Raw genomic sequence first — 12,071 nt, forward strand, 5'->3', positions numbered from 1 at the left:
TGTCCCCGCCGCCGTTTCGCAGATTTCTGAAATCTCAGGCCAGCATCGCTATCGGGTTTTCCAGATTGGCGACAATCGCGGCCAGCAGCTCGGCCCCCAGCGCCCCGTCGATCACCCGGTGATCGACCGAGAGCGTCAGCGCCATCATCGTCGCCACTTCGATCATGCCCGAGGCGCTCACGACCGGCTTCGTGACGCCCGCGCCCACGGCCAGAATCGCGCCATGCGGCGGGTTGATCACCGCGTCGAAGCTTTCGATCCCCATCATGCCGAGGTTCGAAATCGCAAAGGAACCGCCTTGGTATTCCTGCGGCGCCAGTTTCCGGTCCCGCGCGCGTTTCGCCAGATCCTTCATCTGCGCCGACAGCTGGCTGAGCGATTTCGTGTCGGCATCCTGCAGAACGGGGGTGAAAAGCCCGCCCTCGATCGCCACCGCCACGGCAACGTCCGAGGCCTGCATCTGCAGAACCCGATCCCCGGCCCAGACCGCATTGGCCGCCGGAACCGCCTGCAAGGCCAGCGCCGAGGCCTTGATGATGAAGTCGTTCACCGAAAGCTTCACCCCACGGCCGGCAAGCTGCCGGTTCAGCTCCTCGCGGAAGGACAAAAGCGCATCCAGACGCACCTCGCGGCGCAGGTAGAAATGCGGGATCGTCTGTTTCGCCTCGGTCAGCCGCGCCGCAATCACCCGGCGCATGCCATCGAGCGGGATCTCGGTATAGGCGCGGCCCTCGTAAAGCTTCGCCACCGTTGCGGCCGAGACCGGCGCGGGGGCAGGGGCCGTAACCGCGACCGGAGCCGCCGCAGGCGCGGGTTTCGCCACAGCACCTTCGACATCGGCCTTGACGATCCGCCCATGCGGGCCGGACCCCGCAATCGCCGCCAGATCAAGCCCCTTGTCAGCCGCGATCCGCCGCGCCAAGGGCGAGGCGAAGATCCGCGCGCCCGTCTTCGGCGCGACCGGGGCCGCAACCACAGGGGCCGCAACCACCGCAACCGGGGCAGGGGCCGCGGCTTTCGGCGCGGGCGCCACCTCGGCGCTGCCGCCTTCCTCGATCAGCACGGCGATGGGGGCATTCACTTTCACCCCGGCGGTTCCTTCGGCCACCAGAAGCTTGCCGATCACGCCTTCATCGACCGCCTCGAATTCCATCGTCGCCTTGTCGGTCTCGATCTCGGCGATGATTTGGCCCGATTTGACCGCATCGCCTTCCTTGACCAGCCATTTCGCCAGCGTGCCCTCCTCCATCGTGGGGGAGAGCGCAGGCATCAGGATTTCCACAGCCATCTTTCCCTCACCGATAGCAGACGCGTTTCACCGCCGCGACGACCTCGTCCGAGGTCACCAGCGCCAGCTTTTCAAGGTTCGCCGCATAGGGCATCGGCACATCCTTGCCCGTGCAGTTGATCACCGGCGCATCGAGATAATCAAACGCGCGTTCCATGATCGTTGCCGACAGATGGTTGCCGATCGAACCGACCGGCCAGCCTTCTTCGACGGTGACGCAGCGGTTCGTCTTCATCACCGAGGCCAGAACCGTGTCGTAATCGATCGGGCGCAGCGTGCGCAGGTCGATCACCTCGGCACTGATGCCCTCGGCCGCCAGCTTGTCGGCCGCATCCAGCGCATGCGCCATGCCGATGCCGAAGCTGACGATCGTGACATCCGTCCCTTCGCGCCAGATCCGGGCCTTGCCGAAGGGGATGGTGAAATCGTCCAGCACCGGCACCTCGAACGAGCGCCCGTAAAGGATCTCGTTTTCGAGGAAAATCACCGGGTTCGGATCGCGGATCGCGGATTTCAAGAGGCCCTTCGCATCGGCCGCCGAATAGGGCATCACCACTTTCAGACCCGGGATCTGTGCATACCAGGCAGCATAATCCTGCGAATGCTGCGCAGCGACGCGCGCTGCCGCACCATTCGCACCGCGGAAGACGATCGGGCAGCCGAGCTGGCCGCCCGACATGTAGAGCGTTTTCGCGGCCGAGTTGATGATCTGGTCGATCGCCTGCATGGCGAAGTTGAAGGTCATGAATTCGACGATCGGCTTCAGCCCGCCAAAGGCGGCGCCGACCGCGATGCCGGTGAAGCCATGTTCTGTGATCGGCGTGTCGATCACCCGTGCCGCGCCGAATTCGTCCAGAAGCCCTTGGGACACCTTGTAGGCACCCTGATATTCGCCGACTTCCTCGCCCATCAGGAAGACGGTCTGATCGGCCCGCATTTCCTCGGCCATCGCTTCGCGAAGCGCCTCGCGCACCGACATCGTCTTCATCGGCGTGCCTTCCGGCCAATCGGCCGAGGCTTTCGAAACGACCGGGGCCGCCGCCACGGGGGCCGCCACAACCGGGGCAGGGGCCGCCGCAACCGGCGCCACCTTCGACGCGGGCGCCGCTTCGACACCCTCGCCCGCCAGCCGCAGGATCGGCGCGTTCACCTTCACCCCCGAGGTGCCCTCGGCCACCAGCAGTTCCACCACCGTGCCCTCGTCCACCGCCTCGAATTCCATCGTCGCCTTGTCGGTCTCGATCTCGGCCAGGATCTGGCCCGATTTGACCACATCCCCCGCCTTCACCAGCCATTTCGCCAGCGTGCCCTCTTCCATCGTCGGAGACAGCGCGGGCATCAACACGTCCATTGCCATCGTCTTCTCTCCTCAGGCGTAAATGTCGGTCCAAAGCTCGGTCAACGCGGGCTCGGGGCTTTCCTTGGAAAACTCCGCCGCCTCGTTCACGATCGCCTTGATCTCGCGGTCGATGGCCTTCAGGTCGTCATCCGTCGCCTGACCCGAGGAAATCAGCAATTCCCGCACGTTTTCAATCGCATCGCGTTCGTCGCGCATCTTCTGCACTTCCTCGCGGGTGCGGTATTTCGCCGGGTCCGACATCGAATGGCCGCGGTAGCGATAGGTTTTCACTTCCAGAATGAACGGCCCCGCGCCCGAGCGGCAATGCGCGACCGCCTTTTCGCTCGCCGCCTTCACCGCCAGCACATCCATGCCATCGACGATCTCGCCCGGAATGCCGAAAGCCTCGCCGCGGGTGTAGATGTCGGGCGTCGAGGTCGAGCGTTTCTGCGCCGTCCCCATCGCATATTGGTTGTTTTCAATGACAAAAATCACCGGCAGCTTCCAAAGCGCCGCCATGTTGAAGGTCTCGTAGACCTGACCCTGGTTCGCCGCGCCATCGCCGAAATAGGCAAAGGTCACATTGTCATTGCCCAGATATTTGTCGGCGAAAGCCAGCCCCGCGCCCAGCGGCACCTGCGCGCCGACGATGCCATGCCCGCCGTAGAAATGCTTTTCCTTGGAAAACATGTGCATCGAGCCGCCCTTGCCTTTCGACAAACCGCCCTCGCGCCCGGTCAGCTCCGCCATCACGCCTTTCGGGTCCATGCCGCAGGCCAGCATGTGGCCGTGATCGCGATAGGAGGTGATGCGCTTGTCGCCCGGCTTCGTCGCGGCTTCCAGCCCCACGACCACCGCTTCCTGCCCGATATACAGATGGCAGAAGCCGCCGATCAGGCCCATGCCATAGAGCTGACCCGCCTTCTCCTCGAACCGGCGGATCATCAGCATGTCACGGTAATATGTGAGCAATTCTTCCTTCGAGACATTGGGGCGCGCTTGCGCCGGGGTCTCGGGGGTCTTGCGTGTCGCCATCGGACAGCCTCCCAGTCGTGATAGTTCAACGTTAAACCATTCTCTACAGCATGCGACGAAAAGATGCAATCATACGAACGCAAAACGCCCGCACGAAGCCGTGCGGGCGCGAAAACAGGCTTTATGATCGCTTAACGGATCACGATTTCATCGGCGCGCAGCGTGCCCAGCACCTCGCGCGCGCGTTCATCGAGCAGATCAAGGTCCAGATATTCATCCGACAGCCGCCGCGTCAGATTCGCCATCCGCGCCTCCTCGGCCTGCAGCTTGTCGCGCTCGATCGTCAGCTTTTCGATCTCGGCATCGACCTGCACGCGGTGAAAGATGCCGTTCGGCCCCTGCATCGCGGCAAAGGCGAAGTTCAGCCCCAGCACGGTCGCTGCGGAATAGAAGACGAAGGGAACGACCCGCGGGCCTTTCGGAAAATTCATGCTCTGCCTCTCATGCCGCCTCTGCCGGACGTTTCGGCAACCATGCCACAAAGGCCGCGGCCTGAAAAGACCCATCCCCGCCGCGGGCGGGGGCGCCTACATGTTGTAGCGCAACTCCGTGTCGAACTGCGCCGAGAAGCTTTCGCAGGCGCCGCCGGCGATCAGCCCCTTGCCGTCCGAGGCGCACAGAACCCCGGTCACCCGGCCCGAGACCCGGCCGTGCCAGTCTTCCCCGGCATCGCGGGACAGCCCGTCCAGCCGCAACGCGGCTTCGCGCGCCCAAAGCCCCGGCCCGTCATACCCGCCCGTCTGCGGCACCCGCACCGTCACCTTTTGCGTGCTTGCGCCTGCTTTCGGCATTTCCGAAAATTCCGCACGCAGAAAAATCACCCCGCCTTTCGCCTTCGGATCGGCGCCCGGATGGGCGTTGAGCAGAAACGACACCGGCCCGCCGGGGGTGACCTTGCGCTCGGCATCGGGCGCCCAGCTCATCTGCGCCGAGGCATCGACGGCCCCGACAGAAAAATCATAGATCGTGTAGCTCTGCCGCTGCGCCCCGATTGTCGCGGTCATCTGCCCCATCGTCCAGGGCCAGCCCTCGGGTGTCTCGAAGCTTGGCTCCAGCGCGACATGGTCCTGCGGCGCGGGCTTTTGCGCCTCGGTCACGCATCCCGCCAGCACCAGAATCAGACCCACAGCCAATCCCCGCCCCAAGCCCCGCATCGCATCCCCCCGAAATGAAACGAGCACCCCGAAGGGTGCCCGATCCGTCCCGTTTTGGGAAGCCCGATCAGCCCGCGATCGAGGCGCGGTAGATGCTGTCGATCGCCTCGCCCAGCGCCGCGTCGAATTCGGCATCGGTCATCTGCGCGGTCAGCCCCTCGGTCAGCGCACGGCTGAAGGACGCGATCATGCCCGTGTTGCGGGCCAGGATCGCATTCGCATCCGCGCGCGCATAGCCGCCCGACAGCGCCACGACCTTGATCACATTCGGATGCTGGACGAGCGGCAGATAGAAATTGTCCACCGTCGGCAGGCTCAGCTTCAGCATGACGGGCGAGGACACGGTCTCAAGCCCGGCCAGCAGCGCATCGCGCAGCATCGCCTCGGCCTCGATCTTGTCGGCGATCGAGATCGTCACCTCGGGTTCCAGGATCGGCACCATGCCCGCGCCCAGAACCTGCTCGGCCACTTCGAACTGCTGCGCCACGACCGCGGCAATCCCCATCGGATCGGCGGCCGAAATCACCGACCGCTCCTTGGTGCCGAAAATCCCGGCCTCGGCGGCGCGCTCCAGAAGCGCGTCCAGCGTCGGCATCGGTTTCAGCATCTGGCAGCCGTTCTTTTCCTCTTCCAGACCCTTGTCGATCTTCAGGAAGGGCACGACGCCGCGCTTTTCCCACAGATAGGTGGCGGTCGGAATGCCGTCGATGTCGCGGTCCATCGTCTGTTCGAACAGGATCGCGCCCACGACCTTGTCGCCGGTGAAGGCGCTCGATTTGATGATCCGCGCCCGCATCGCATGGATCAGGTCATACATCTCGGTTTCGTTCGAATAGGCGTCTTCGGTGATGCCATAGAGCCGCAGCGCCTTCGGCGTCGAGCCGCCCGACTGGTCAAGCGCGGCAATGAAGCCCTCGCCCTTGCGCATGTGTTCCATCATCGTCTTCGCCATCTTCGACCCCCGATCCTGGGCCCGGACCATTCCGGGCTGCGACTTTTGCAATTGCAGCCCCCGGTTAAACCCTTGTGACAGTCGATGCAATTCCGGTTTCGCTAACAGCCGTGGCAGACATGAAAAAACGGGGCGCCGCGGGGCACCCCGTTCCGATCCGTCCCGAAAGACGGCTTATTTCATCAGCGCCGCAACGCCCGGCAGGTCCTTGCCTTCCATCCACTCAAGGAAGGCCCCGCCCGCGGTCGAGATGTAGCTGAAATCCTCGGCCGCGCCCGCCTTGTTCAGCGCGGCCACAGTGTCGCCGCCGCCCGCCACCGACACCAGCTTGCCCGCCTTGGTCAGATCGGCCGCCTTCTGCGCCGCCGCATTCGTCGCCGCGTCAAAGGGCGCGATCTCGAAAGCCCCAAGCGGCCCGTTCCAGATCAGCGTTTTCGACGCTTCGAAGACCTTGGCGATTTCCTCGACCGATTTCGGCCCGGCATCCAGGATCATCGCATCGGCCGGGCAATCGGCCTTGCCGACCACCTCGTTCTCGGCGCCCGCCTTGAACTCGCGCGCCACCACCACATCGGCGGGCAGGTGAATGGCACAGCCCGCCGCAGCGGCCTTTTCCAGGATCTCGCGCGCGGTTTCCGCCATCTCGCGCTCGGCCAAGCTTTTGCCGACGTCGATCCCCTGCGCCACCAGGAAGGTGTTCGCCATGCCGCCGCCGATCACCAGATGATCGACCTTGCTCACCAGATTGCCCAGAAGGTCCAGCTTGGTCGAGACCTTGGCCCCGCCCACAACCGCCGTCACCGGCCGCACCGGATTGCCCAAGGCCGCTTCCAGCGCCTTCAGCTCGGCCGCCATCAGCCGACCGGCAACCGCGGGCAGGATATGCGCCACGCCCTCGGTCGAGCTATGCGCCCGGTGCGCCGCCGAAAAGGCGTCGTTCACATAGACCTCGCCCAGCGCGGCCATCGCGGCGCTCAGCTCGGGGTCGTTCTTTTCCTCACCGGCATGGAAGCGGGTGTTTTCCAACAGCAAAACCTCGCCCGCGGCCAGCGCCGCAACGGCGGTCTTCGCCGGGGCACCGATGCAGTCTTCGGCGAATTTCACCGGCACGCCCAGCGCTTTGGCCAGTTCCGGCACCAGCGGGCGCAGGCTCATTTCCGGCACGGGCTTGCCTTTCGGGCGGCCGAAATGCGCCAGCAGCACCGGCTTGCCCCCCTTGGCAAGGATGTCCTTGACCGTGGGCGCGATCTTTTCGATCCGCGTCGCGTCGGTCACCACCCCGTTTTCCACCGGCACGTTGATGTCGACGCGCACGAGCACCACCTTGCCCGCAAGATCCATCTCGTCGAGCGTTTTCCAAGCCATATCCGTTCTCCAGTTGTGGGTCGCAAGGCGGGGGCCGTCCACCTGCGGCTCGCGCAAAATTGCCCGGATGTGACGGGGTCGTCAACGCCTCGCGGCCCTGCGGGCGGCGAAAACCCGCCCGGCTGCGACGAAATTCCCGCGTCGCTTTGCCCTTTTCACCGCGGCCCGCAGCCCCTAAGTTGCCCCCAGACCAAATTCAGGAGAGCCCCATGGCCGAGATCAAGGATCCCGAAAACACCATCATCATCACCCTCAAGGACGGGCCGGTGGTGATCGAGCTTCTGACCGATGTGGCGCCGCTGCATTGCGCGCGGATGAAGCAGCTCGCCCGCGACGGCGCCTATGACAACGTGGCCTTCCACCGCGTGATCGAGGGCTTCATGGCGCAGACGGGTGACGTCGAAAACGCCAATATGGAAAAGGATTACAACCCCCGTCGCGCCGGCACGGGCGGGTCGAAATATCCCGATCTGAAGGCGGAATTTTCGAAAGTTCCGCATGCGCGCGGCAGCCTTGGCGCGGCGCGGTCGCAAAATCCGAACTCGGCCAACAGCCAGTTCTTCATCAACTTCGCCGACAATTCCTTCCTCAATGGCCAATACACCGTCTATGGCCAGGTGATCTCGGGGATGGAATTCGTCGACAAGATCGCCCGTGGCGAGCCCCCGGCTTCCCCTGACCGGATGATCACCGTGCGGGTGGCGGCTGATGCGTAAGCTCCTGCTCGCCACGGCACTGGCCTTTGCGGCCACCGGCGCGCTGGCGCAGGATGGCACCACCGCGCCCGACGGCCCGGGCCCGAACCTCGTGCTCGAGGTGGGCGGCTCGGTCTCGGGCAAGGTGGTGATCGACCTGTTGCCCGATGTCGCGCCCCAACATGTCGAGCGCATCACCCAGCTGGCCAATGAACACGCCTATGACGAGGTGGTCTTTCACCGCGTGATCGAGGGGTTCATGGCGCAGACGGGCGACGTGCAATTCGGCAAGCGCGGCGGCGATCTGTCGATGGCGGGGATGGGCGGGTCGACCTACGGCGACCTTCCGGCGGAATTCTCGAACCGCTCCTTCAGCCGCGGCATGGTCGGCATGGCCCGTTCGGCCAGCCCCGACTCGGCCAACAGCCAGTTCTTCATCATGTTCGAGCCCGCCCCGCATCTGGATGGCCAATACACGATCGTCGGCCATGTGGTCGAAGGGATGGATCTGGTCGACAAGCTGAAAAAGGGCGCGCCCCAGCTGAACGGCCTCGTGGAAAACCCGGACTACATCGTCAAGGCCACGATCGAGTGACCGGGCGCAGGGGGGGCGCTGCCCCCCTCTGCTGCGCATTCACCCCCCGGGATATTTTCGCCAAGGTGAAATGGAAAAAGGGCGCTCCGCTTGGGGCGCCCTTTCATCTTGCCACAAATATCCCGGGGTCCGGGGCAGAGCCCCGGCCTTGCTCAGCCCAGGCTCACCAGCGCATGGCGCTTCTTGCCCGCGCTCAGCTTCACCGGTTCCGCCAGATCGGCGGCCGAGAACATCCGCCCCGCGTCAAGGCAGATTTCGTCATCGACCTTCAGCCCGCCTTCGGAAATCAGCCGCTTGCCGTCCTTGCCGGTCTTGGCCAGCCCCGAACGCACCACAAGCTGCGCGAGGCTGATCCCCTCGGCCAGTTCCTCGGCCCCCAGTGTGAGCCGCGGCAGGTCTTCTCCGACGCCGCCCTTCTCGAAAACCTCGCGCGCGGTGGCCTCGGCCGCCGCCGCCGCTTCGGCGCCATGCAGCAGCGTCGTCACTTCATTGGCCAGAATGATCTTGGCGCCGTTGATTTCCGAGCCTTCCAGCTTGCCCAGCCGGTCACATTCTTCGACCGGCAGATCGGTGTAAAGCTTCAGGAAGCGGCCCACATCGGCATCGGTCGTGTTGCGCCAGAACTGCCAGAACGCATAGGGGCTCAGCATCTCGCCATTCAGCCAGACCGCGCCGCCCTGCGACTTGCCCATCTTGCGCCCGTCCGAGGTGGTCAGAAGCGGCGTCGTCAGCCCGAAGATCTCGCGATCCAGCACCCGGCGCGTCAGGTCGATGCCGTTGATGATATTGCCCCACTGATCCGAGCCGCCCATCTGCAACAGACAGCCATAGCGGCGGTTCAGTTCGAGGAAATCATAGGCCTGCAGGATCATGTAGTTGAATTCGAGGAAGCTCAGCGACTGCTCGCGGTCGAGCCGCGATTTCACCGATTCGAAGCTCAGCATCCGGTTGACCGAGAAATGCCGCCCGATATCACGCAGGAATTCAAGGTAATTCAGATCGTCAAGCCATTCGGCATTGTTGCGCATCAGCGCGCCATTGCCGTCGTCCTTGTACTCCAGATAGCGCGCAAAGACCCGCTGCATCCCGGCGATATTCTCGTCGATCTTCTCGGGCGTCAGCAGCGGCCGTTCCTCGCTGCGGAAGCTCGGATCGCCCACCTTGGTCGTGCCCCCGCCCATCAGCGTGATCGGCTTGTGCCCGGTCTTCTGGAACCAGCGCAGCAGCATGATGTTCAAAAGGTGCCCGACATGCAGCGAGGCCGCCGTGGCATCATAGCCGATATAGCAGGTCACCATGCCCCCCGCCAAAGCGGCGTCAAGTTCCTGAAGATCGGTGCAATCGGCCAGAAATCCGCGCTCGATGATGACGCGCAGGAATTCCGATTTCGGATGATAAGTCATCGTGCTTGTCCCTTGGCTGGCCCCATGCGTATATCGAGGCAAGCGCAAAAGGGGAAGAGATGTCGAAAACGGGCGCAAAATCGGGGCCGGTCTGGGCCCTTGGCACGATGTCGGGAACCTCGCTTGACGGGGTCGATGCGGCCGCGCTTCTGACCGATGGCCATGCAATCCTTGATTTCGGTCCCTCCGCCTATCGCCCCTATACCCCCGCCGAGCGCGGCGTGATCCATCAGGCGCTTGGCCGCTGGCAGGGCGAGGATGGCGTGGCCGAAGCGGCCGAAGTGGTCGAAACCGCCCATGCCGAACTGCTCTCGGCGCTGCTGGCCGATCTGCCCGAAGAGGCGGGCGAGGTGCTGATCGGCTTTCACGGCCAGACGCTGGCGCATGATCCGAACGGGCTGCACGGGGCGCGGCGCACGCATCAGGCGGGCGACGGCGCGGTGCTGGCCGAGGTGCTGGGCCGTCCGGTGGTCTGGGATTTCCGCACCATGGATGTGGAAATGGGCGGGCAGGGGGCGCCCCTGGTGCCGTTCTTTCACTTCGCTTGCGCGAAATGGGCCGGGCTTTCGGCCCCTTGCGCCTTTCTCAATCTGGGCGGGGTGGGCAATGTCACCTGGCTGGACCCGCGCCTGCCCGCGCCCGAAACCCCCGGTGCGGTTCTGGCCTTCGACACCGGCCCGGCCAATGCGCCGATCGACGATCTGATGCGCCGCCGTCTGGGCGTGGCCTCCGATGTGGGGGGGGCGCTGGCGCTCTCGGGCGGGGTGGACGAGGCTGCGGTGACGGCCTTCCTGGAGCATCGGCATTTCTTCCGCATGCCGCCGAAGTCGCTTGATCGCAACGAATTCGCCGCGGCGCTGGCCTTTGTCGACAGCCTTGACGATGCCGATGCGGCGGCGACCCTGACCGCCTGCGCCGCCGCCGCCGTGGCCCGCGGTTTCGAGCATTTCCCAAGCCCGCCCGGGCTGGTTCTGGTCTCGGGTGGCGGGCGGCTCAATGCCGCGATGATGGCGGAACTGGCCGCGCGTCTGCCCTGCGCCGTGGCCCCGATCGAGGAGATCGGGCTGGATGGCGACATGCTCGAGGCGCAGGCCTTCGCCTATCTGGCGGTCCGGGTCGCGCGCGGCCTGCCGACCTCGGGGCCGAGCACCACGGGGGTCGCGGCGCTTGTGGGCGGCGGCAAGGTCAGCCGCCCGGGCGGCTAGACGGAACACGCGGCCTGCCGCGTATCATCTGAAACGACAGGAGGATGCGATGACACAGCTTGCTTCCCAACCGTTTTCGAACCGCGCCGCAGCCGTCTTTCTTGCGGGGTTCACCTTCCTCGGCCTTGCCGTCTCGGGCCTTGCCATCGTCTTTGCCCCCTCGGGGCGGATCGCGACCGAGATCGGCTGGCGGCTCCTGTTCCTGAGCCGGGCGCAATGGGAAAGCCTGCATCTGACGCTGGGGGTCTTTTTCCTCTTTGCGGCGGGCTGGCATGTCTGGCTGCACTGGCCGGTGATCACCAATCTGCTGTGGCAGGCCAGCACCCGCACGCTGTCGCACCGCCGCGAGGTCGGGCTGGCCCTTGTCACCGTGTCGCTACTGATCGCGCTGGCCGTGCTGGATCTGCCGCCCGCAAGCTGGCTGAGCGACCTCTCCGATCTCTTCAAGCGCGGGTTCTGGAGATAAGGGGGCAGGTCACCGCCCCGGGGGCGGGAGGTCTTCGATCTCGAACCCCGGCGCGGCCATCTCAAAGCCCTCGAAGCGAAAGCCGGGGCTGACGGTGCAGCCGACCAAAGTCCAGTCACCCAAGGTCCGCGCCGCCTGCCAATGGCCGGTGGGCACAATCCCCTGCACCACCTCGGCGCCGAGCACATCCGGGCCAAGGCGCAGCCGCGTCACCGGCCCGGTGTCCTGCGCCGCGATCCGCAATTCAAGCGGTGCGCCTGCGTGAAAATGCCAGATCTCGGCGGCGTCGACCCGGTGCCAATGGCTGGCCTCGCCCGCTTTCAGCAGAAACAGGATCGCGGTTCCCGCCGGACGTTCGCCCGGTTCCGCCTCGGCCACCCAGGTCTGGCGATACCAGCCGCCCTCGGGATGCGGCGCCAGCCCCAGCTGCGCGATGATCCGATCCGCCTCGCCCATGATCCCCTCCGGGTTTTTTCTTGGCGCAAATACGCCCGCCGGAGGCTTCAAAGTCAAAGAAAAACCGCCGCTGGCGCAGGGCCAACGGCGGAATTTGCGTATTTGGACCAAGAAAAAG

Annotated in this window: 13 protein-coding genes; 4 read left to right on the top strand and 9 right to left on the bottom strand. The window is 65.0% G+C overall.

Annotation, left to right across the window (positions count from 1 at the left end; translation table 11 throughout):
* Nucleotides 1–34: 34 nt before the first annotated feature.
* From ACTTAG_RS08670 to ACTTAG_RS08700, 7 genes are all read right to left on the bottom strand, one after another.
* Nucleotides 35–1,288 carry a 2-oxo acid dehydrogenase subunit E2 gene (locus tag ACTTAG_RS08670; RefSeq protein ID WP_444465086.1) on the bottom strand — a complete coding sequence of 418 codons (1,254 nt, stop codon included), beginning with the start codon at nucleotides 1,286–1,288 and terminating at the stop codon, nucleotides 35–37.
* A 7-nt stretch (nucleotides 1,289–1,295) separates the two neighbouring features.
* Nucleotides 1,296–2,645: a pyruvate dehydrogenase complex E1 component subunit beta gene (locus ACTTAG_RS08675; protein WP_444465087.1), complete on the bottom strand. Its 1,350-nt coding sequence runs from the start codon at nucleotides 2,643–2,645 to the stop codon at nucleotides 1,296–1,298.
* 12 nt (nucleotides 2,646–2,657) lie between these two features.
* On the bottom strand, nucleotides 2,658–3,662 hold the full coding sequence (gene pdhA / locus ACTTAG_RS08680) for a pyruvate dehydrogenase (acetyl-transferring) E1 component subunit alpha (RefSeq protein WP_444465088.1): 1,005 nt from the start codon (nucleotides 3,660–3,662) through the stop codon (nucleotides 2,658–2,660).
* A gap of 131 nt (nucleotides 3,663–3,793) precedes the next feature.
* Entirely contained in the window at nucleotides 3,794–4,093 is a 300-nt protein-coding gene (locus tag ACTTAG_RS08685; RefSeq protein WP_444465089.1) for an FtsB family cell division protein, read from the bottom strand.
* A gap of 96 nt (nucleotides 4,094–4,189) precedes the next feature.
* Nucleotides 4,190–4,795, bottom strand: a complete 606-nt coding sequence (locus ACTTAG_RS08690) for a hypothetical protein (RefSeq protein ID WP_444465090.1) — start codon at nucleotides 4,793–4,795, stop codon at nucleotides 4,190–4,192.
* 88 nt (nucleotides 4,796–4,883) lie between these two features.
* The gene (locus ACTTAG_RS08695) at nucleotides 4,884–5,768 is read right to left on the bottom strand and encodes a fructose bisphosphate aldolase (protein ID WP_444465091.1); all 885 of its coding nucleotides are present in this window, start codon (nucleotides 5,766–5,768) and stop codon (nucleotides 4,884–4,886) included.
* A 174-nt stretch (nucleotides 5,769–5,942) separates the two neighbouring features.
* On the bottom strand, nucleotides 5,943–7,133 hold the full coding sequence (locus ACTTAG_RS08700; protein ID WP_444465092.1) for a phosphoglycerate kinase: 1,191 nt from the start codon (nucleotides 7,131–7,133) through the stop codon (nucleotides 5,943–5,945).
* Between the two features lie 209 nt (nucleotides 7,134–7,342).
* On the opposite strand from ACTTAG_RS08700, the gene ACTTAG_RS08705 reads away from it, so the two are divergent.
* Together ACTTAG_RS08705 and ACTTAG_RS08710 are read left to right on the top strand one after the other, a co-directional pair.
* The gene (locus ACTTAG_RS08705; RefSeq protein ID WP_444465093.1) at nucleotides 7,343–7,849 is read left to right on the top strand and encodes a peptidylprolyl isomerase; all 507 of its coding nucleotides are present in this window, start codon (nucleotides 7,343–7,345) and stop codon (nucleotides 7,847–7,849) included.
* Complete coding sequence (locus tag ACTTAG_RS08710) at nucleotides 7,842–8,423, top strand: peptidylprolyl isomerase (RefSeq protein ID WP_444465094.1); 582 nt, start codon at nucleotides 7,842–7,844, stop codon at nucleotides 8,421–8,423. The genes ACTTAG_RS08705 and ACTTAG_RS08710 overlap by 8 nt, the downstream gene beginning before the upstream one ends.
* A gap of 152 nt (nucleotides 8,424–8,575) precedes the next feature.
* Here ACTTAG_RS08710 and tyrS read toward each other — a convergent pair whose 3' ends face one another.
* Nucleotides 8,576–9,826, bottom strand: coding sequence for a tyrosine--tRNA ligase (gene tyrS / locus ACTTAG_RS08715; RefSeq protein WP_444465095.1), 1,251 nt, complete (start codon nucleotides 9,824–9,826; stop codon nucleotides 8,576–8,578).
* A 59-nt stretch (nucleotides 9,827–9,885) separates the two neighbouring features.
* On the opposite strand from tyrS, the gene ACTTAG_RS08720 reads away from it, so the two are divergent.
* Together ACTTAG_RS08720 and ACTTAG_RS08725 are read left to right on the top strand one after the other, a co-directional pair.
* Nucleotides 9,886–11,031 carry an anhydro-N-acetylmuramic acid kinase gene (locus tag ACTTAG_RS08720; RefSeq protein ID WP_444465096.1) on the top strand — a complete coding sequence of 382 codons (1,146 nt, stop codon included), beginning with the start codon at nucleotides 9,886–9,888 and terminating at the stop codon, nucleotides 11,029–11,031.
* A gap of 49 nt (nucleotides 11,032–11,080) precedes the next feature.
* On the top strand, nucleotides 11,081–11,497 hold the full coding sequence (locus ACTTAG_RS08725) for a DUF4405 domain-containing protein (RefSeq protein WP_444465097.1): 417 nt from the start codon (nucleotides 11,081–11,083) through the stop codon (nucleotides 11,495–11,497).
* 9 nt (nucleotides 11,498–11,506) lie between these two features.
* Here ACTTAG_RS08725 and ACTTAG_RS08730 read toward each other — a convergent pair whose 3' ends face one another.
* On the bottom strand, nucleotides 11,507–11,953 hold the full coding sequence (locus tag ACTTAG_RS08730) for a cupin domain-containing protein (protein ID WP_444465098.1): 447 nt from the start codon (nucleotides 11,951–11,953) through the stop codon (nucleotides 11,507–11,509).
* Nucleotides 11,954–12,071 lie beyond the last annotated feature (118 nt).

The organism is Rhodobacter capsulatus (genome assembly GCF_052363185.1).
Taxonomy (GTDB): Bacteria; Pseudomonadota; Alphaproteobacteria; order Rhodobacterales; family Rhodobacteraceae; genus Rhodobacter; species Rhodobacter capsulatus_E.